The following is an 18,601-nucleotide window of genomic DNA, read 5'->3' on the forward strand; positions in this document are numbered from 1 at the left end:
CCTAGGGGAGTCGAACCCCTCTTCCCAGAATGAAAATCTGGTGTCCTAACCGATAGACGAAGGGCGCACTCGCTGTGTGGGCGCCTTATAGCCAGAGGATTTGAGAACCGCAAGCGGCAATCTTCATATTTCTGTAAAAATTCCACAGTCGCGAGCCGAAGGGGAGATTCCTTGGAATAATCCATGGAAACAAGCGGTTGGCTTCAGCCCTTGCCGCGCCGGCAGCGCCAGTTCCAATCCCGCTGTGCGCCGATGTCGATGTGGACCGACTCCGTATGGCAATAGGTGCCGACGCCGCCGCGGCCGGGAACGCTGCGCAGGAATTCGGCAAGATCCCACTTGCTGACGCCTTGGACTTGGATGTCTGCAGCCTCGCAGCGGGTATGCAGCGACTGCTTGGCGCGGTTGACCTTGATCGGCCTGAGGCCGGAGGTGACCATGACCTGCTTGCCGTAATGCGTTTCCACCTTCTTCAGCATCTGCATGAGTTCAGGCTTGAAGCAGCCGGCATCAACCTTCTCGGTCTGCAGGATCAGTCCGCTCGGGGCCAGCCGTGCCAGGCCCGAAAGAGATGCGACCTGAACCGGCGCGCCGTCGTCGTCGTCGCCGAGATGTTCCTCGTGCTCGAAATTATAGAGCGAAGTCAGTTTGACGCCCGGGAGCGTATAGGCGAGGGAGGCCGTCTGCGGCTGGCTCGCGTTGCTGGTGGTAATCGTCTTTTTTTCCGCCGGTTGCACAGCGCGCAGTGCTTCCTGCTGCTTCTCCTTGCGCTTCCCGGCAAAGAGCGTTGCGAGTGTCCAGGTTTTCGGCGCTTCCTTGTCGCCGTCGCTTTCCTTTGCCTCCGCGGTCGCCTGCATCGGTTCCGCGATCGCCACTTCCGCCGCGGCTGGCGCAACCTCTGCATTGGCCACGGCCTGAGGTGCAGCCGATTTTTCGCCGCCGGCGGCCGCTTCGGCGCTGAGCGGTACGGGGACGGCCGCGGGAAGGGCGTCCGCCGCCGGAGCGGGAGCGTAGGCTGCGACCGCCGTGTCTGCCGGCTGAGCGGTGGCCTCGTTCGCGGCACCCTGTTGCGGCGTCATGATGGGCTGAGGCTGTCGCTGGGTGCCGCTGAACAAACTGTTAGTAGTTGCGTTCATGGCGGGCTGGCCCGCCGGCAGCGGCACAGTTCCATTGGCCTGCGGCTGGGTATTCGGCATGCCCTGCGTCGCCGCTGCCTGTCCGTAGATGCTGGAAGAAGCGGCACGCAGGCCTGTGTTCTGCATCGTCAGGGACTGGGCTTGCCCGGAATCCTGCGTCGTTGCGGTCTGTTGCGCCTGTGGATCGCTGCCGAGCGCGGCCACCTGCGCATCCCGGACCGTGCCTTGCTCGGCCGATTCGGCCGCCTGGGTCGCTGTCTGTCCCTCAAGGCCCAACCCGGCGGTGACGTCGTTGTCGGCAACGGCCGACACGCAACCGCTGAGGGCCAGGAGTGAAACGGATAAAGCTGCCGCCCGCGCAATGGCAGCGAGCACTGCGCCCTTCGTATCCGGATGTTGCAACGTCCTATCCCCGCTCTCCGTGCATGATCGGCGAATTCGCCTTGTCATGCATTAAGTCTCAGTTCCGAAACATCGCTCAGAACAAACAAACTCATGTTTCTCGCGGCGGTCCGAAAGAACGCCACGGGAAAAGATCAGGCCAAGTACAAAGGGGGTCGCCGCCACGAGACATCGCGGATAGGACCCGGCATCAACGTTTCGCGCGAAAAAATACTCAACGACACGCGATTTGTAAACCGGCGCTAACCTTGAGCCCGCATGTTGTACACATGCAAAGGCCCGGATCGACCGGGCCTTGGATCATTCATAGCTGCTGCTGATCGGCGACTCGGCCATGCCAGCCGGTATGACCGGCCGCATAGGGGCATCCTCGCCAGTCAGAATTGCGCGGGGCTTACCATGCACCGGTATTGGCCATCGAAGCCCAGGGCTCCTGCGCCGGACGGTTCTCGCCCTTCTGCAGGATTTCGATCGAAATGCCATCTGGGGAACGTACGAAGGCCATATGGCCATCGCGCGGCGGGCGGTTGATGGTCACGCCATTGTCCATCAGGTGCTGGCAGAAGCCGTAGATATCGTCGACCTCATAGGCGAGGTGACCGAAATTGCGCCCGCCGGTGTAATCTTCCGTATCCCAGTTGTAGGTGAGTTCGAGGCAGGGCGAGAGTTCTCCGCGTGCGCGATCGATGTCGCCTGGAGCGGCGAGGAAAACGAGCGTGAAGCGGCCCTTCTCGTTCTCGTAACGGCGGATTTCGGTCAGGCCGAAAAGCGTGCAGTAGAAGTTCAAGGCCTCGTCCAAATTCTTGACGCGAACCATCGTGTGCAGATAGCGCATTGCAATGTCCCTGTTTTGCAGAAGATGGCGTATACTGAGCCGCCAGCAAGCCAGAGGCAAGGCTGCGTCCGCATATTAGATCTCGGCCAAAATATGCCGAGGGTCTTGCGTATCCGCGGCGGGACGATGTTATTCTGGTCAATAAGAATCAGTTAACCGTATCGGTAGTCGCGCGTAAACGAGGGGCTGGGAGAGAATGGCGGATAGGACATCTTCAAAAGACGTCATGCATGGTGACGACTTTGGCAGTGACGCTCTCGACCTCATCGAAATCACGGGCGTGATCAAATGGTTCGACGTCGCCAAGGGCTTCGGGTTCATCGTGCCTGACAACGGCATGCAGGACGTGCTGGTCCACGTGACCTGTCTGAGGCGCGACGGTTACCAGACGGTTCTCGAGGGCGCGCGCGTCGTGGCTCTCATCCAGAAGCGCGATCGCGGCTACCAGGCGTTCCGCATCCTGTCGATGGATCAGTCGACCGCCGTGCATCCGTCTCAGCTTCCGCCGGTGCGCACCCATGTGCAGGTGACGCCGACCAGCGGCCTCGAACGGGTCCTGGTCAAGTGGTTCAACCGCACCAAGGGCTTCGGCTTCCTGACGCGCGGCGAGGGGACCGAGGACATCTTCGTCCATATGGAGACCCTGCGGCGCTTCGGCCTCACGGAGCTTCGTCCCGGACAGGTTGTCCTTGTGCGCTTCGGCGATGGCGAAAAGGGCCTGATGGCCGCCGAAATCCATCCGGACGGCCCGTCGCCGACGAGCCGGTCGCACTGATGCTCGCGGCACGAGATCTTTCCGGAAAAAGCGCCCTGGTGGCGCTTTTTTTGTTGTTCGTCTTTACCGCTGCCGCGTTGGCCGAGGTGGAGTTCACGAAGGACAAGATGCGGATTGTGACCGCCGACAGGAAGGTGCACGAACTGACAGTCGAACTTGCGGTCGATCCCGACCAGCGCGAGCAGGGGCTGATGTTCCGCCGGTCGATGGCGCCCGATCACGGCATGTTGTTCGATTTCGGCGAAACACGCCGCGTGATGATGTGGATGAAGAACACCTATCTTCCGCTCGACATGCTGTTCATCGACAACAAGGGCGTCGTGCGGACGATCCGCCAGGACGCCGTCCCATTTTCCGAAGCGATCATTGATTCCGGCGAGCCGGTCGCCTTCGTTCTCGAGCTCAATGCCGGTACCGTCAAGCGGCTCGATGTTCGGGCCGGAGATCGTCTTGAAGGCGCTCGAATCCCGGGGCGATGATCGCCGGGGGAGATGCTCACAAATCGACAGCTGGTATCCGTTGGCCTTGTAGTTTGGGGATCAGCGCCTAAATCACCTGTACCGAGACGAATCGATCCTTTCGATGATGACTGCAAAGCCTTTTGGGCAGACTTCAACTTAATAAGTTGCTAATGTTCTGCCGAAGACGACAGGAGGCATCTGTGATGGTCCGGAGTGTGCTTGTTGCGATCGTGGCGGCCGCTGCGTTCACGCAAAACATGATGGCGGCAGACCTGACGCCGGCGCTGGAGCCGGCGCCGGTTGTGGAAACGCCGCCCGTTTTCGTATGGACCGGCGGGTATGTCGGTCTTCAGGGCGGGGGCGGCTGGCTGAATGGCGATTTCAGCGCGCCCGGCGGCAGCGGTTCAGAAGATTTCAATGGCGGCTTGCTCGGTGCCTTTGCCGGGTTCAACTATCAGCAGGGTGATTGGGTCTACGGCATCGAGGGCGACGTCAACTACAACTGGAATGACAAGAGCTTCGATGTTGGCGGAACCTCCGCCGAAGTCGGCACCGATGTCTCCGGCGCGATACGCGGACGTGTCGGCTATGTGCTGAATGACAAAGCGCTGCTTTACGGGGCAGGTGGCTGGGCGGTCACCCGCGGCTTCGTCGACGTGCCCGGAGCGCCGAAGGAGAAAGAGACCTTCAACGGTTGGACGATCGGCGCCGGTGTGGATTATTCGTTCACCGACAACGTCTTCGGCCGCGCCGAGTATCGCTACAACGACTATGGCGACAAGGACATCGGCGGCGTCAACGTCGATCTCGATCAGCAGCAGTTCACCATCGGCGTCGGTGTAAAATTCTGACCTATATGGCCTAGATGAAGGAAGCGCCGGCGTGTCACTGGCGCTTCCTTGATTCGTTCATGCAGGCTGCAATATTCCCCCCGCGCGATCGGCGATTTCGCCTCGATCGCCTTCGTCCGAAAGATCGAGAGCCACGCGCAGACCGTCGCGGATGGGCCGTTGCAACGCCTTGCGTGAGCCGGACAGCAGCGTAAGCCGTCCTGCTTCCTCAAGCCGGACGAGCCTGTTGCGCGACAGGCCGAGTTCCGCCGACAGCAGGCGATCCGCCCGCATACTGACTGCCAACGGCACCTCAAGGACGATCTCAAGATGGGTACAGACGTCCCGCGGTGGAGCGACGACGCGCCTTGTCACATGGCAATCGGCGAATTCTTCGATCCTGTCGGTGCTTCGGCGAAGACCCTCGACGTCGAACGAGACCCGGCGAATCCAGCCCGGGTCGTTATTCTGAAGCGCGTCGAGCGTATCGGGCGCGATGTCGCGGACATACTGCCGCTCGAAGATCGGGCGATTCCAGGTGTCGTCACAGTCGGCGCAGCGATAGATCAGCCAGGCATCCAGCCGCCGGCCGTTGGCGTTCAGCCGCGTCTTGCCGCTGCATTCGAATGGGCGCGCGCCGCGGCAGCGGCTGCAGGCGAGCCAGGGGCGCGGCGCGGCTTGTGGTTCAATGGTCCACAGGACCGTCAATGTGTGAGACATGTCGTCTGGTTCTTCCAATAGGAAGTCCATCGAGACGACGGTTTGAGTACCCGTTCCGGGGACGCGGTCTGGCAGCGTTTGTAGGTGATGGTTCCGCCTGGTGGTGTTGCACCGGGCTTGAGATCGGCAATGCCATTCCGGTCTCGAACCGTCACCTCAACGAACGCGTGAAATATCACACCGATAGCGTCGGGCGCTATCGGGCGTACGGGGTGAAACTAGCGAGACCGGATTTTACAAAGGCAAAGGGAAACTCCAGGCGAGACAGCGCGATTGTGGCTGCTGGCCTGTTCTATACCTCGACGTGTGCCGCGCAAAGTGCGGAGTGTTCACGCCCACGCGCCATGGTGGCTTTTTGCTCGGAATAGGTGAAATTTGGCCACAGGCAATTTCGCTCAGTAGGAGTAGTATGAGGCATTACACCTCCAATCTGGAGCGGCCTCTGCATTAGGACGGCCGCTTCTTTTTTGGACGGCGTAGCCGTTCCTCCTCAGCCGACGCGGCCGAAACTCAGCTCCATTGACAATGAAGCAGGTGCAGTCGCTGCGGAAAATGACGTGACGCGGTTGCGACCGCTGCGCTTGGCCTCGTAGAGCGCCGCGTCTGCCCTGTTGAACAGGTCCTCCCACGAACCTTCGTCGCCGCCGGCTGCGAGGCCCATGCTGACACTGAGCGCTATGCGTTGCTCGTTGCCGATCACCACGAGTTCTTCGACGGCGCGACGCAGGCGCTCGGCGATGACAAGCGCCTGCGCTTCGCTGGTCTGCGGCAGGTAGAGGCCGAACTCTTCCCCGCCAAGGCGGGCGAAGCAATCGCCCTTTCTGAGGTTCTTCCTCATCAGATCGGCAAAGGCGATCAGCGCCTGGTCGCCGGCTTGGTGGCCATAGCGATCGTTGATGCGCTTGAAGAAGTCCAGATCCATGACGATGAGGCAGTCGCCATGCCAGTTTGATCCAGGCAGTTGCGTGAGAAACCAGCGTCGGTTGCGCGCGCCGGTCAAGGCATCGGTGTCGGCCGAACACCTGAGCTCGGCTTCGGCCCTCTCCTTGACGAGGACTAGCGCGAAAAGGGCGATCGCGAAGTGGCAGATGATCGAGAGGAAGAAGGCGTAGGTGGTGGTGATCGGTATGATGCCCGGCTTCACAAGACCGATCACCACGGCAAGGCAGAGGCTGGCGCCGATGGCCATGGCCGCCGCAAACAGCGCGCGTACCGGCAGCGGCTCCCTGTTGCGATCGGAGATGACGGCAAGGGCGGCGGCCGCCAGAAAAGCAAAGGCGGTGGCATTGAAGACACTGGCGCGGACGTAGTTGACCACATGGAAATGCGTGGCCAGACCGATTGCTGCGCCCGCGGCCGGTATCGAAAGTGCCAGCCAGTCCGCCTTGCGTCGCCGGCCAGCGCTCAAGCGGCGCACACCGATCCAGAACAGCGCATAACCGCCGATCCCGAGCGTGAAGCTCGAAAGCGTCCACAGATAGGCCGGCAGCAGCTGCTGTTCGCCGTAGCCGGCGAGCGTCGACGCAAGAGCCAGGAAGAAGAAGCCGCTCGCGAGAATTCCGAGACCTTCATCCCGCGGCGATTGCCAGCGGGCATAAAGAAAGCAGAACGCGCCGACGAGGAATGACGATTTGTGAAGCAGCAGAACGGTGGTGAGATCGAGTTGGGTGTTCATGGGATGATGCTCGGGCGGGCTTGGGAGGCTGGCGCGGTGCGGTTGTGCACCCTTGGCTCTAGCGGCAATGGATTTAGCGATTACTAAACTCGAATGATAAACACACACGTTTGTCCCATTTCGGGACATTTCTGCCAGCCGAGGGCAATGCGCGGGACGAATGCAGGTTTTATCAGTGTGGACGTCAACGAAATTACATGTTGCAGGCCAAGGGCGAAGCGTGTATCTCCGGCGCCGTTGGCACGGAGTGTAGCGCAGTCTGGTAGCGCATCTGGTTTGGGACCAGAGGGTCGGGAGTTCGAATCTCTCCACTCCGACCATCGTAACGCCGAAGGTGGCGTTACTGATCTCCCTGCGTCTTTTCACTCGTCAGATATTGCATTTTGGGCACTTGTTGAACGGCGACTACACGGACGTGTCAGCGAAACCTGTATCCCGCGCGATCGTTTAACGGAAAAGCCGAATTTATCCGGCCAAAAGTCATTCCGTTTTAAATCATTCTGCGTTATGGGAAGACGGAATGCTGGCGCCCGTGAATGTTGCCAGCGAAAGTATGGAGCCGTTCGAAACCATGTCCGCAAAGATCTATCGTCCAGCAAAGACCGCCATGCAGTCTGGCAAGGCCAAGACGAATCTGTGGGTGCTGGAGTTTGATCAGGAAAAGCCGCGCACGATCGACCCGATCATGGGCTACACCAGCTCCGGCGACATGAAACAGCAACTGCGGCTGACCTTCGAAAACGCCGAGCAGGCCATCGCTTATGCGGAGCGCAACGGCATCGAATACCGCGTGATCGCGCCGAAGGAAGCGACGCGAAAGAGCGTGTCATATCCGGACAACTTCCGTTTCAACCGGATGCAGCCCTGGACCCACTAAGTCCTCCGGTCGCATTCGACGGGCAAAGCCCGGGATGGCCCCTTAGCTCAGTTGGATAGAGCACCTGCCTTCTAAGCAGGTTGTCGCAGGTTCGAATCCTGCAGGGGTCGCCAAGTTTCTAACGATCTGTTTCTTCGATAGAAATTGTGGATCCTGTCACGAGGTGCGCAGGGCGGCCTATGTGGCGTTCCGCTTCAACGCCTCCACGAAGTGAATAACCTCGCTTACCGTATTGTCGTTCCAGATGTCGTTGTGGCCGGCGCGCTCGTCGATCTGCATCTGCTTGGGTTCAGGTGCGATGCGATAGAGCGCTTCGCCCGACGACAGGGGAATGCTGTCGTCCAACCGTCCGTGAATGAAAAGCTTTGGTTGCGTCACCGCCGCTATTTTGAGGTCGGAGCGGAAGGGATCCTTGATGAGGAGCGTGACCGGCAGGAACGGATAGCGCGCTTCGGCGACCGACAGAACCGACAGATATGGGGAGATCAGGATCACGCCGGAGACTGGCCTTTGTGCCGCCGTGTTCACCGCGACGCCAGTGCCGAGCGAGCGGCCGAGCACGACGATGCCCCCTTTGGTGCGGTGCGCCAGCCAGTCGAACGCCGCGATGCCGTCGGTCAGCAAACCGTCCTCGCCTGGTGAGCCGGTCGATCCCGGATAGCCGCGATAGGAAATCGCAAGCAATCCAATGTCCCGCGCAGCCAATGCCTGTGCGAGAAACCCATAGTTGTCTGTTAGATCTCCATTCCCGAAAAAGAGCAGCACACCGGGTTTGTCGGGCTTACGCTTGACTATAAAGCCCGTGCAGCGTCTCACCATCCGGTGTTTTGACGGAGACGTTCTCACCCCAACTCGCTGGGTTCGGTGCGGCAGTGGCGTCGGCCCCGGGATAGAGAAGGGTGCGCTGCGAAAAATAGATGAAGCCGAGAAGAACGAGATAGGTCAGCACCGCCACCAGCGGCAAGATGAGTAGAAATCTTGTGATGCTCATGACGCCACATCCAGCTACAGGGAGAGAAGAGTCTCCGTCAAAAAAAAACGACATCGATCGAAATATCCGAAAATATTGATGCTGAGTACTGCAGTGTCAGCGGATGGTGCGAAACGTCCGGAGCCAGTGGCGGATATGTTCGCTAACATCCGGTAGAAGTTGTAATTAGTCTGTATTTTGCTCACGCCGTACCGATCCTTGACGTCCGCATGAAGACTGAACCAGGTGAGCCTGGCCGATAATGGATGCGGCTGCCTGCGGCCCTTCCTTTTGTGATGGCACATAAAAAAACGGGCCGGTGGATGGCTCCAACCGGCCCGTTCCGGCAAAAGGCGGAAAGGGGAACGTCTCTGCGCGGGGCTGCAGTGCCGCGCGTAGGGAGATCGATACGGACTGATAATGCCCGAACGCCATTTCCGGAATTGACATTTATCGCTCAAAAATTGACATTTCCCGCATGCCTTCCGATGGACGTCCACAATCTGTGATCGAAGTTTCTGTCGTCATCCTGCCGGAGTCGTCGATCATGTCGCTTGCCTCGGTGCTGGATCCGATGCGCGCTGCCAACCGCATCTCCGGTCGCGATGTATTTCGCTGGCGGCTGCTTTCGGCGGATGGAAAGCCGGTGATGTTGACCTGCGGCGTGCCGATCGTGGTCGATGGCACGTTTGCCCAGCCGCTCGCCGGCGACGCGCTGCTGGTAATCGGCGGTTTCAATCTCGAAAGGCATGTGGGAAAAAAATTCATCGGGATCCTGCAGGAGTCCTCCCGGCATTTCGACATCGTCGCCGGTATCGAGTCAGGCTGCTGGCTGCTCGGGCGAACCGGCCTGCTGAATGGCCGGCGGGCGACTGCCCACTGGGAAGAACTCGAAGACTTCAGCCAGGCCTTTCCTGCCTTGACCGTGCTTGGCGACCGCTTCGTCGCCGACGGCAAGTTCTGGACATCGGGCGGCGCATCGCCGACCTTCGACATGATGCTGCACTGGATTACGCAGAGGCTGGGTTCGGCGCTTGCGCTCGATGTCGCCAGCATCTTCGTCTACGACCAGACGCACAACGCGACCGATGTTCAGCCGTTCGTTTCGCTCGGGCGGATCGAGACGCGCGATCCGGAACTTGCCGAAGCGATTCGGCTGATGGAACGCACCCTCGAGCGTCCGTTGACGATCGCGGCTTTAACGAAGCGGCTGTCGATTTCGCAGCGCAAGCTGGAGTTGCTTTTTGCGCGGGGACTGTCGACCAGTCCCGGCGCTTACTATCTGCGCCTTCGCCTTCAGGTCGCACACCGTCTGGTTCGCGATTCCGGCAGCCCGATCCGCGAGATCGCACTCCGATGCGGCTTCGACAGCCTGTCGGCTTTCTCGCGTGCCTATAGCCGCGAATACGGCATGAGCCCCCTGAAAATGCGTTCGGCGCGGCGAGCGGCTGCGGCTTAGGCGTTGGCGAACGCCAAACGCGCCTACTGCATGTTTCCTTTAATCGTACCCGATTAAAGGACAAAAACATGCAGCAATTCAAAGTGCTACAGCGACCTTTGCGCGTCTGATAAGACGCGCGGCGCTGTAGACATCTCAGATGTTCAGATCAGGATTAGGGGTCAGTGAACCGTCTGCGGCGGTTCGTCGGTAAACGCCTGGATGCCGTCTCGCCGGACGGTCGCAATGAACTCCTCAAAGGCTTCGCGATCGGTGGGGAAAGGTTCCTCCCACGTGGTGGAAAAACCTTCCTCATCGATAACCTCGAGGACCCAATCGAGATTCGAGCCCGCTGGCCGATAAATGCGCAATTCGACGACGACGCCGTCGTCACTGAACTGGCCGGAAAATTCTGAATACTCGTACGTCTGCTCTTCGTCAGTCATTTCTACAGTCTAACACGCTTGATAAAGGACGTCTCATGCTGTTCGGCAGTTATCGTTGCTCCGGCGTGCAGCGATGCCAGCCGTCACCGTCATCTTGTACTTAGCGGGATGTCCCGTCCCGATGGCGGCTTGTCGATGGCACCGAGAAGCTGCTGCCGGCTTGGCCCCATCCAAAACACGGCCCGACCGCCCCATGCCAGTTACGCGTGGCGGCCAGGTTGTTGGCGATGGGAAGGCCCCCCTGGCCAGGTTCGAAGCTACGGAGCGTCGAAATTGACACCCCGTCCGCTCCGAATGTTGCTGTTATCGGCAGCGTGCTTCGTATCGCCGACCGTAGCGATCACGATAGATGCAATAGCCGGCGCGCTCTTGCGAACGACCGATCAGGTTGCCTATGACGCCGCCGGCGACAGCGCCGATTGCCGCGCCGCCCCAGCTATCGCTCACGGCGCCCCCGATGATGGCACCGGTGCCAGCGCCAATCGCCGTCCCTTTCTCGGTCTGCGTGCAGGACGCAAGCGTACCAATCATTCCAATCGCAATGATAAGCTTTTTCATGCTTTCACCCCTTTGCTACAAATCAACCTGGGAGTTCACCACTCTGCATCCTCAGCGCGAGCTTAAGCATCTACGCAACGCGCGCAATTGTCGATAGTGGTGTTTTGCTGGGAGCAAGGAATCTCTGACGGTCAGGCATTGCTCGCTCGAGGCCCACAGTCGGCGGTCCACCAGCCGGCGGTAGACCATCTAAGCGCAGGGGCAACTATCGCCAGTAGCTTTGCCCGCTGGCGACCGACGATCGGCCCATGACGTACCCAATCGCAAACGCAAGCAAGCCGACGGCAAGCGCTAGTCCGGCTGCAGTGTACGGGTGATCTGCGGCCCCGACCGCCGCGGCGTTTGCCTCACGGCTCACGGCGTCGGCGGCTGTCTTTGCGACCTTGCGGGCGCCTGTAGGTGGTTCGATGGGTTTTCCGGTGAAGCCCGCTTTCAGATCTTTCGCCACGATGTTTCTCCTTGTGGTGGTCAGGGAAGGAACTGTCGATTCGACAGGAAGTTCCGGAACTGCACGCCTGCGCCGCCGCCATACCGCTCGCGGGGACGGCTCCGATGGTGCCAGACCACTCGGCCCGTGCGGGGTCCATTGTTCATCGGAGGTTCAGGCTGATCAGCCCACAGTAATTGGCAGATAGGAGGAGTTACGATGAAAAAGCTCTTATCCGCCTTCGCAGCGATTGGCTTGGCTGCGTCTTTCGCGTTGCCGCTAAGCGCCGCTCCGATTTTCGCGCCGAAACCCGTCCAAGTGCAGACGGACACTGTCGAACTGGTTAAGCACCGGAGTCATCGTCATTGGCGCGCGGATCGCCGGTGGGATCGTCGGTGGGATAGGCGGTACGCCTGCGGTTACTATGGCAGGTGCTACCCCCGCCATTACGGTTACTATGGTGGCTACCGTGACCGCGGCTACTATGGCTACCGCGACTATTACCGCTACCAGCGTCGATCCGGCGTTACGGTCTACTTCGATTTTTAGCGGGAATCGCGCGAGGACATTCAGCAGGTCGATGAGGTCGTCGGCTTGCGCTCGGGCATGACCCCCTCATAGTGGCGAGAATGCACAATGTAAGCTGCCAATGCGCCTCACATTATTGCAGATCAGATAGCCTGCTGGTGATCTTGAACTTAAGTCCAGTGTGATATCCCGAAACGGAGCTAGGCATCCGGGCGATATCGAGCGGCCTCGGAATTCTGCTCCCGCCACATGGCGTCGCCGAACAGTGCAGCCTCGTCGGTCAGTCCCTCGCGGAATTGATCGGTGATGTACCGGGCCAGTAAATCGGCGCGTTTTCCATGACGCGGGATACTGCACCAGATGCACACCCGGTCGAACGTCCGTTGAAGCATGTCTAGTTCGTCCGGGGTTATCCGGCTGTTTAGGCCTCCCGCAATCTCCTCCATCGAGACCTCTTGGTTGCCCTGCCGAAGAGTGTCCGCGTTCGGATCCAACGCAGCGGATTTGTAGAATCCGATCATGTGTTTCAGAGCGCCGCTCTCACGAACGCCGCCTTGGTAGCAATTGATAATGCGGCTTGCGATCGCCTCTGCGGCCTCACTATTCCGCGACAGGCCGAGCCCACGCAGGACGTCCTTAAAAATCTGGTCTATCTGGTCGATTTCGTGGGGGAGAAGCATCTTCGAATTGGTCGTCGGAGACATCGCGCGACCTCCTATACTGGGGCGAAAGCGTGATGATCTTCCAGCCGCCGAGGCCCTCATCTACGCCCGGCGATGGGGCGATTATGAGCCGACACTGCGGCAATGCAACTAGACGGAAGTTGCGGGCCTCGGGGTGACCGTCGCCAAAAAGGCGCGCTACGGATTTCTCGTTGTGACAAAGCTAGTGCAAATGTGTGCCAAAGCCGCCGCCGCGCCACATCCAAGTGGCAACTTCCGGGCGCATGCAAGGGTCTCTGGAGCCGACGGCTCTGAAGGCGTTCCGCCCTCATGTTTTCGTGAGACCATTTTGATACCGGGAAGGGCGGGAAGCGCCTGAAAAAGCCCGGAGAATAAGGGAAAGCATGTTACTGCTGGTGGCGCATGAAAAAGGGGCTGGGAATGGCCCTAACCCCTTGAATTCGTTGGTGAGCGCGCAGGGATTCGAACCCTGGACCTACTGATTAAAAGTCAGTTGCTCTACCGGCTGAGCTACGCGCTCCCTGGCCGCGGCTGCGAACCCCGGCGGAAGTGGGCGGACATATGCACGCGTGTTTCCTGTCGGTCAACCGAAAAATTGCGGCTTTTGTGAAGAAACGGTGCATGGCGCAATGATCGCCAAAAGGTGATTGGTATCATCATGATCCTGCGGCTAAGGAATGGCCCAAATGCCGCATGCCGGAGTTCTTGCCGTTGTCGATCGCCGATATTTCCATCTGGACCGCCATTCTTGCCGGCGCCCTCTCGTTCCTTTCCCCCTGCGTCCTGCCACTCGTGCCGCCCTATCTTTGTTACATGGCGGGCGTTTCGGTCGACCAGTTTCGTAGCGGCGATGCGGCGACGGTCGGAAGCACCCGGCGTGCGGTCCTGCCGGCGGCGCTGTTGTTCACGCTCGGGTTCGCAACTGTCTTTGTGGCCCTTGGGGCAGGGGCCTCGTCGGTCGGCATGCTGCTCAGGCAGCATATGGATCTCCTGTCGCGCATCGGCGGCGTGATCATCATCATCATGGGCCTGCATTTCCTCGGCGTGTTCAAGATCGGGCTGCTGGCGCGCGAGGCACGCTTCCAGGGCGGCGGCAAGCCGGCGACGCTCTCCGGCGCCTATATCATGGGGCTAGCCTTCGCCTTCGGCTGGACGCCCTGCATCGGTCCGGTGCTCGGCACGATCCTCGGTGTCGCCGCTGCGCGCGACACGGTGTCTGACGGCGCCATGCTGCTGGCCGTCTATTCGCTCGGGCTTGCCATTCCGTTCTGGATCGCGGCTGGCTTCTCTGGCGCCTTCATGCGCTTCATGTTGCGCTTCCGCCGTCATCTCGGCCTGGTCGAGAAGCTGATGGGCGGCCTGCTGGTGCTGGCGGGCCTCGCTTTCCTCTTCGGTTTCATCAGTTCCGTCGCTATCTGGTTCCAGACGACCTTCCCGATCCTGATGAAAATCGGCTAGGGCACACCCTCGTATTTCGGAATCACTTTTCCTAAGGGGCCAGCCTAATCGTCAGGCCGGTTCATGGGCTAGGCGTGCGAAGGCTACTGCGTGTTTCGTTTAATCGTACCCGATTAAAGTACAAAAACATGCTGCAATTCAAAGTGCTACAGCGACCTTTGCGCGTCTGGTAAGACGCGCGGCGCTGTATAGGTGCCGGCGCGGGGAAGTGAAAGATGCGAGGGGAAAGATGACGGAAATCGCGGGCCTGGTGATGCCGTTCTTCGGCCTGATCTTTCTCGGCTATCTGACGGCGCGTTTCGTCCAGCATCCGGGCGAGGCAATGGGGTGGCTCAACACCTTCATCATCTATCTCGCTCTGCCGGCACTGTTCTTAAAGCTCGTCTCACGCACGCCGATCGAGCAGCTGGCGCGCGCCGACTTCATCCTGACGACGGTCGGGGCGACTTACATCGTGTTCTCGCTGATCTTTCTCATCGGCGTCTATATCAGGCGCAACTCCATTGCCGAGGCGACGATCCAGGGCTTCGGCGCCGCCTATGGCAATATCGGCTACATGGGCCCCGGCCTGGCGCTTCTTGCTTTGGGTGATGCGGCCGCGGTGCCGGTTGCGCTGATCTTCAGCTTCGAGAATGCAGCCCATTTCGCCGTCGCGCCGGCGATGATGGCGATATCAGGCGGCCGACAGGAAAAACCGCTGGTGTTTGCCGCAAGTGTCGCGCGCAAGATCATCCTGCACCCGTTCATCCTTGCGACGCTCGCCGGCGTCGTCGCCGCCTTCTTCGCGGTGCAGCCGCCGGTGCCGGTTCAGCGGCTCATCGATTATCTCGCGCAGTGTGCAGCACCTTGCGCGCTCTTTGCCATGGGCGTGACACTGGCGCTGCGCCCGATCAAGCGCATTCCCGTCGAGATCGGCTACATCGTTCCGGCCAAGCTGCTTTTACATCCGCTCGTCATGTTCACGGCCATGAGCCTGACGGGCAACTATGATCCGATCTGGGTGCAGACCGCGGTGCTGCTGGCAGCACTACCGACGGCAACGAACGTCTTCGTCATCGGCCACCAGTATGGCGTATGGCAGGAGCGGGCCTCGGCGACGATCTTGATCACCACCACGCTGTCGGTCGCAACCGTCACCGGCCTGCTTTACCTGATCCGCTCAGGCGCTCTTCCGCCCGATCTTTTCCCGTAGGCTATCCCTAAAGGCGTGAAGCGCGCTGCCGGGATGAACGCCTTCGCGCATCAGCAGGCTGCGGAGCGGCCCGACGGCGGAAAGCACATGCAGCCCGAGCGCGCGCAGCGCCTGCACCGGCAGGAAGCTGGAAAGCAGCGAGCGATTGAGCAGGTCCACGCTCGCCGTGCGGCTGATGATGTCCGGCCGGCGGCGGCTATCGAAACGATCGCCGATATCGCCGGAAAGCGTTTCTCCACTGGCCGTACCGATGATATCGACGAGCGTCATCACATCGCGCAGGCTGAGGTTGAGGCCTTGGGCGCCGATCGGCGGAAAGGCGTGGGCGGCTTCGCCGAGGAGCACGACACGCCCCTTGCCGAAGCGCTGCGCAGTCATGCCCGAGAGCGGGAAGGATTGCGGCGTGCCCTCGACCGTCACCTTGCCGAGAATCGATTGCATCTGGTCCTCGACCGCGCGGGAGAGTGCAGCAAGGTCCAGCGTCAGCGTTTGTGCGGCCTCGTCGGGTTTGCGCACCCAGACGAGGCTGGAGCGGTTGCCGGGCAGGGGAACCTGGGTGAAGGGGCCGCTTTCGGTGTGGAACTCGGTCGAGATGTTCTGGTGCGGCAGTTCGTGCGCAAAGTTCAAAACGACCGCCGTCTGGGGATAGGACCAGGTGCTGACGGAGATCTTCGCGGCTTCGCGCACCGGCGAGCGGCGACCATCGGCGCCGACGAGCAGATGCGCACTGCATTGGCTGCGGTTTGCCAGCTCGATCGTCGCGACAGTATCCGAAAGGTCGAAGCCGATTGCGGAGGTGGCGATGCGCGTCAGCGTCGGGCTCTCTTCGGCCCGCTGGCGGAGAATGTCGATGAAAGGCGCGTTCGGGATGTTGTAACCAAAGGCGTCGAGCCCGACTTCCGAGGCGCGGAAATTGACCGGCGGCGCACGCAGCAGCCGGTTGGTTCCGTCGAGAATGCGCATGGTCGAGAGCGCTGCCGTCAGCGGCTCTACCTTTTTCCAAAGGTTGAGCTTTTTGAGATACTCGATCGATTGGTCCATCAGCGCCGTGGTGCGTCCGTCGGCGACCGCCGGCTCTGGACCGATCAAGGCGACGTGGTAACCGGCGTCGGCAAGCGCGATGGCCGCGAGCGATCCCGCAAGACCTGCACCGATGATGGCGATATCGTAGTGATCCATGAGGCAACCAACCTTTCACGCACGCTTCGAGGCGTCTTGGCCGAGCCTCGATCATACCTCTAGTCGCGGGCGAGAGCGAAATAAATGGGTAGAATCAGCGCAGAAGCAATTTGCAAGTGTCCACAGGACAATGGGGCTGCAGGAAGCGACCGAGCTTGAATTTTAGTGGCGATGCGTTGCAAAGGGTGCATATTACGCGCAATGCGCCGCAGAGCGGTTGAGGCGGGCTTCCGGGTCCGTACGGGGAAAACAGCAGGGGTGGGCGGCGTCCGCAGATGAAGTTCTTTAACTACAAACGAGTTCCCTACGCCGAGATTCGCGCCTTTTCCGTGCATATCTTGACCGCCTCGGGATCGTTTCTTGCTTTCCTCGGCGTCGTTGCGGCGGCCGAGCACCGCTTCGTCGATATGTTCTGGTGGCTGGGCCTGGCGCTGCTCGTCGATGGTATCGATGGGCCGATCGCCCGCAAGGTCCGCGTCAAGGAAGTGCTGCCCAACTGGTCGGGCGACACGCTCGACAACGTCATCGACTACGTGACCTATGTCCTGCTGCCGGCCTTTGCGCTCTATCAGAGTGGCATGATCGGCGAGCCATGGTCCTTCGTGGCGGCGGGTGCGATCGTCGTCTCGAGCGCGATCTACTATGCCGACATGGGCATGAAAACGGACGAATACTTCTTCTCGGGCTTCCCCGTCGTCTGGAACATGGTGGTCTTCACGCTGTTCGTCATCCAGGCGAGCGAGGTGACGGCGTCGATCGTCGTCTTCGTCTCCGTGGTGCTCACCTTCCTGCCGATCAATTTCCTCCACCCGGTCCGCGTCCAGCGTTTGCGGCCGCTGAACCTCGGCGTCTTCCTGGTCTGGTCGGCGCTGGGTGTCTATGCGCTGCTCCTGCATTTTGCGACACCGGCCTGGGTCGTGACCGGTTTTGTCGTGACAGGCATCTATCTCTACGTGATTGGCTTCGTGCTGCAGATTTTTCCAAGTCTCGGCCAGAAATAGGAGCAGGCAATGGCACAGGCGATTGTGGTACGCGAACTCGGTGGACCGGAGGTCCTGAAACTCGAAGGCGTCACCCTCTCGCCGCCGGGTCCGGGCGAAGTGCAGATCCGCCAGGTTGCCGTTGGCCTCAACTTCATCGACGTCTATTTCCGCACCGGCCTCTATAAATCCGCCTCTGGCCTGCCTTTCGTGCCGGGCAAGGAGGGCGCGGGCATCGTTACGGCGGTTGGCGATGGCGTCAGCCTCTTCTCCGTTGGTGAACGCGTCGCCTATGCCTCGGCCGACGGCGCCTATGCCAGTGAGCGCAATGTCGATGCCTCCCAACTCGTGAAAGTGCCAGACGGCATCACGCTCGAGACCGCAGCGGCGATGATGCTGAAAGGCATGACGGCGCAGTACCTGCTCAACCAGACCTATCAGGTCGGTCCGGGCACGACGATCCTGTTCCATGCGGCCGCCGGCGGCGTCGGTCTGATCGCTGGCCAGTGGGCAAAGGCGCTTGGCGCGACCGTGATCGGCACTGCGGGCTCGCAGGACAAGATCGATCTGGCCCTGGCGCACGGCTACGACCACGTCATCAACTACCGCACCGACAATTTCGTCGCGCGGGTGAAGGAATTGACCGATGGCCGCGGTGTTGATGTCGTCTACGATTCCGTCGGGCGCGATACCTATCCGGCGTCGCTGGACTGCCTGAAGCCGCGCGGTCTGTGGGTCAGCTTCGGCAATTCGTCCGGTCCGGTGGAAGCGTTCAGCATCGGCATTCTGGCGCAGAAGGGATCGCTTTTCGCGACCCGCCCGACACTCTTCGGTTACGTTGCCACGCGGCCTGCGCTGGAAGCGTGTGCAAATTCCCTGTTTGATATTGTGCAAAGCAACAAAGTGCGTATCAATATAAATCAGACTTATCCGCTTGCCGATGCAGGGCGGGCGCATACGGATCTCGAGACAAGAAAAACAAGTGGAACAACACTGCTGATTCCGTGATCGAAGCCTTAAGGCGGACGCGG

At 60.4% G+C, this 18,601-nt stretch carries 19 protein-coding genes, 3 tRNA genes and 1 pseudogene; 12 read left to right on the forward strand and 11 right to left on the reverse strand.

The genetic code is table 11. The annotated features are described in order from the left end of the window. Positions 1–203: 203 nt before the first annotated feature. Positions 204–1,538 (reverse strand): YcbK family protein, encoded by a 1,335-nt coding sequence (locus tag BLU35_RS06460; RefSeq protein ID WP_058328144.1) that lies wholly within the window; start codon positions 1,536–1,538, stop codon positions 204–206. A 394-nt stretch (positions 1,539–1,932) separates the two neighbouring features. Then, entirely contained in the window at positions 1,933–2,373 is a 441-nt protein-coding gene (locus BLU35_RS06465; protein WP_057255868.1) for a VOC family protein, read from the reverse strand. Between the two features lie 196 nt (positions 2,374–2,569). Here BLU35_RS06465 and BLU35_RS06470 point away from each other — a divergent pair, with 196 nt between their 5' ends. The 3 genes from BLU35_RS06470 (at position 2,570) to BLU35_RS06480 (ending at position 4,460) form a co-directional block, all read left to right on the forward strand. Further along, entirely contained in the window at positions 2,570–3,148 is a 579-nt protein-coding gene (locus BLU35_RS06470; RefSeq protein ID WP_043623636.1) for a cold-shock protein, read from the forward strand. Continuing rightward, positions 3,148–3,627, forward strand: coding sequence for a DUF192 domain-containing protein (locus BLU35_RS06475; protein WP_058328145.1), 480 nt, complete (start codon positions 3,148–3,150; stop codon positions 3,625–3,627). Before BLU35_RS06470 ends, BLU35_RS06475 begins: the two co-directional genes overlap by 1 nt. Before the next feature lie 185 nt (positions 3,628–3,812). Further along, on the forward strand, positions 3,813–4,460 hold the full coding sequence (locus BLU35_RS06480; protein WP_093232441.1) for an outer membrane protein: 648 nt from the start codon (positions 3,813–3,815) through the stop codon (positions 4,458–4,460). 57 nt (positions 4,461–4,517) lie between these two features. Here BLU35_RS06480 and BLU35_RS06485 read toward each other — a convergent pair whose 3' ends face one another. Continuing rightward, positions 4,518–5,159, reverse strand: coding sequence for a DUF1062 domain-containing protein (locus tag BLU35_RS06485; protein ID WP_058328147.1), 642 nt, complete (start codon positions 5,157–5,159; stop codon positions 4,518–4,520). Between the two features lie 490 nt (positions 5,160–5,649). After that, positions 5,650–6,834, reverse strand: coding sequence for a GGDEF domain-containing protein (locus BLU35_RS06490; protein ID WP_093232442.1), 1,185 nt, complete (start codon positions 6,832–6,834; stop codon positions 5,650–5,652). Between the two features lie 243 nt (positions 6,835–7,077). Here BLU35_RS06490 and BLU35_RS06495 point away from each other — a divergent pair. From BLU35_RS06495 to BLU35_RS06505, 3 genes are all read left to right on the forward strand, one after another. Next, positions 7,078–7,154, forward strand: a tRNA-Pro gene (locus BLU35_RS06495). 251 nt (positions 7,155–7,405) lie between these two features. After that, positions 7,406–7,711: an ETC complex I subunit gene (locus BLU35_RS06500; RefSeq protein ID WP_034791376.1), complete on the forward strand. Its 306-nt coding sequence runs from the start codon at positions 7,406–7,408 to the stop codon at positions 7,709–7,711. A gap of 36 nt (positions 7,712–7,747) precedes the next feature. Further along, positions 7,748–7,824 (forward strand) — tRNA-Arg (locus BLU35_RS06505). Positions 7,825–7,888: 64 nt separating this feature from the next. Here BLU35_RS06505 and BLU35_RS06510 read toward each other — a convergent pair. Then, positions 7,889–8,702: pseudogene (locus BLU35_RS06510) on the reverse strand (alpha/beta hydrolase). Between the two features lie 457 nt (positions 8,703–9,159). On the opposite strand from BLU35_RS06510, the gene BLU35_RS06515 reads away from it, so the two are divergent. Beyond that, on the forward strand, positions 9,160–10,140 hold the full coding sequence (locus tag BLU35_RS06515; protein ID WP_093232443.1) for a GlxA family transcriptional regulator: 981 nt from the start codon (positions 9,160–9,162) through the stop codon (positions 10,138–10,140). A 161-nt stretch (positions 10,141–10,301) separates the two neighbouring features. On the opposite strand, the gene BLU35_RS06520 is transcribed toward BLU35_RS06515, so the two are convergent. The 3 genes from BLU35_RS06520 to BLU35_RS06530 all read right to left on the reverse strand — a co-directional run bounded on the left by BLU35_RS06520 (position 10,302) and on the right by BLU35_RS06530 (position 11,571). Further along, positions 10,302–10,565, reverse strand: coding sequence for a hypothetical protein (locus BLU35_RS06520; protein WP_057255881.1), 264 nt, complete (start codon positions 10,563–10,565; stop codon positions 10,302–10,304). A 303-nt stretch (positions 10,566–10,868) separates the two neighbouring features. Then, positions 10,869–11,123 carry a YMGG-like glycine zipper-containing protein gene (locus BLU35_RS06525; RefSeq protein WP_057255883.1) on the reverse strand — a complete coding sequence of 85 codons (255 nt, stop codon included), beginning with the start codon at positions 11,121–11,123 and terminating at the stop codon, positions 10,869–10,871. 205 nt (positions 11,124–11,328) lie between these two features. Beyond that, entirely contained in the window at positions 11,329–11,571 is a 243-nt protein-coding gene (locus tag BLU35_RS06530) for a hypothetical protein (RefSeq protein ID WP_057255885.1), read from the reverse strand. Between the two features lie 198 nt (positions 11,572–11,769). Between BLU35_RS06530 and BLU35_RS36030 the strand changes: the two genes are divergently transcribed. Continuing rightward, on the forward strand, positions 11,770–12,099 hold the full coding sequence (locus tag BLU35_RS36030) for a hypothetical protein (protein WP_057255887.1): 330 nt from the start codon (positions 11,770–11,772) through the stop codon (positions 12,097–12,099). Positions 12,100–12,278: 179 nt separating this feature from the next. On the opposite strand, the gene BLU35_RS06540 is transcribed toward BLU35_RS36030, so the two are convergent. Then, positions 12,279–12,782, reverse strand: coding sequence for a hypothetical protein (locus tag BLU35_RS06540; protein WP_093232444.1), 504 nt, complete (start codon positions 12,780–12,782; stop codon positions 12,279–12,281). A 423-nt stretch (positions 12,783–13,205) separates the two neighbouring features. Beyond that, positions 13,206–13,281, reverse strand: a tRNA-Lys gene (locus tag BLU35_RS06545). A 191-nt stretch (positions 13,282–13,472) separates the two neighbouring features. Here BLU35_RS06545 and BLU35_RS06550 point away from each other — a divergent pair. Further along, entirely contained in the window at positions 13,473–14,219 is a 747-nt protein-coding gene (locus tag BLU35_RS06550; protein ID WP_058328297.1) for a cytochrome c biogenesis CcdA family protein, read from the forward strand. A gap of 229 nt (positions 14,220–14,448) precedes the next feature. After that, positions 14,449–15,411, forward strand: coding sequence for an AEC family transporter (locus tag BLU35_RS06560; protein ID WP_093232445.1), 963 nt, complete (start codon positions 14,449–14,451; stop codon positions 15,409–15,411). Here BLU35_RS06560 and BLU35_RS06565 read toward each other — a convergent pair. Continuing rightward, positions 15,379–16,590: a UbiH/UbiF family hydroxylase gene (locus BLU35_RS06565; protein WP_093232446.1), complete on the reverse strand. Its 1,212-nt coding sequence runs from the start codon at positions 16,588–16,590 to the stop codon at positions 15,379–15,381. The genes BLU35_RS06560 and BLU35_RS06565 overlap by 33 nt on opposite strands. 275 nt (positions 16,591–16,865) lie before the next feature. Here BLU35_RS06565 and pcsA point away from each other — a divergent pair, with 275 nt between their 5' ends. Continuing rightward, entirely contained in the window at positions 16,866–17,591 is a 726-nt protein-coding gene (gene pcsA, locus BLU35_RS06570; RefSeq protein ID WP_058328172.1) for a phosphatidylcholine synthase, read from the forward strand. A 9-nt stretch (positions 17,592–17,600) separates the two neighbouring features. Further along, positions 17,601–18,578: a quinone oxidoreductase family protein gene (locus BLU35_RS06575; protein WP_093232447.1), complete on the forward strand. Its 978-nt coding sequence runs from the start codon at positions 17,601–17,603 to the stop codon at positions 18,576–18,578. The last annotated feature ends 23 nt before the right edge of the window (positions 18,579–18,601 follow it).

Source organism: Sinorhizobium sp. NFACC03, assembly GCF_900103435.1.
Lineage (GTDB): Bacteria > Pseudomonadota > Alphaproteobacteria > Rhizobiales > Rhizobiaceae > Ensifer.

Excerpts from the sequence above, each read along its gene's own strand:
- BLU35_RS06465 (WP_057255868.1), bottom strand. The coding sequence starts at position 2,373 with ATGCGCTATCTGCACACGATGGTTCGCGTCAAGAATTTGGACGAGGCC.
- BLU35_RS06470 (WP_043623636.1), top strand. The coding sequence starts at position 2,570 with ATGGCGGATAGGACATCTTCAAAAGACGTCATGCATGGTGACGACTTT.
- BLU35_RS06475 (WP_058328145.1), top strand. The coding sequence starts at position 3,148 with ATGCTCGCGGCACGAGATCTTTCCGGAAAAAGCGCCCTGGTGGCGCTT.
- BLU35_RS06480 (WP_093232441.1), top strand. The coding sequence starts at position 3,813 with ATGGTCCGGAGTGTGCTTGTTGCGATCGTGGCGGCCGCTGCGTTCACG.
- BLU35_RS06485 (WP_058328147.1), bottom strand. The coding sequence starts at position 5,159 with ATGTCTCACACATTGACGGTCCTGTGGACCATTGAACCACAAGCCGCG.
- BLU35_RS06490 (WP_093232442.1), bottom strand. The coding sequence starts at position 6,834 with ATGAACACCCAACTCGATCTCACCACCGTTCTGCTGCTTCACAAATCG.
- BLU35_RS06500 (WP_034791376.1), top strand. The coding sequence starts at position 7,406 with ATGTCCGCAAAGATCTATCGTCCAGCAAAGACCGCCATGCAGTCTGGC.
- BLU35_RS06515 (WP_093232443.1), top strand. The coding sequence starts at position 9,160 with ATGCCTTCCGATGGACGTCCACAATCTGTGATCGAAGTTTCTGTCGTC.
- BLU35_RS06520 (WP_057255881.1), bottom strand. The coding sequence starts at position 10,565 with ATGACTGACGAAGAGCAGACGTACGAGTATTCAGAATTTTCCGGCCAG.
- BLU35_RS06525 (WP_057255883.1), bottom strand. The coding sequence starts at position 11,123 with ATGAAAAAGCTTATCATTGCGATTGGAATGATTGGTACGCTTGCGTCC.
- BLU35_RS36030 (WP_057255887.1), top strand. The coding sequence starts at position 11,770 with ATGAAAAAGCTCTTATCCGCCTTCGCAGCGATTGGCTTGGCTGCGTCT.
- BLU35_RS06540 (WP_093232444.1), bottom strand. The coding sequence starts at position 12,782 with ATGTCTCCGACGACCAATTCGAAGATGCTTCTCCCCCACGAAATCGAC.
- BLU35_RS06560 (WP_093232445.1), top strand. The coding sequence starts at position 14,449 with ATGACGGAAATCGCGGGCCTGGTGATGCCGTTCTTCGGCCTGATCTTT.
- BLU35_RS06565 (WP_093232446.1), bottom strand. The coding sequence starts at position 16,590 with ATGGATCACTACGATATCGCCATCATCGGTGCAGGTCTTGCGGGATCG.
- pcsA (WP_058328172.1), top strand. The coding sequence starts at position 16,866 with ATGAAGTTCTTTAACTACAAACGAGTTCCCTACGCCGAGATTCGCGCC.
- BLU35_RS06575 (WP_093232447.1), top strand. The coding sequence starts at position 17,601 with ATGGCACAGGCGATTGTGGTACGCGAACTCGGTGGACCGGAGGTCCTG.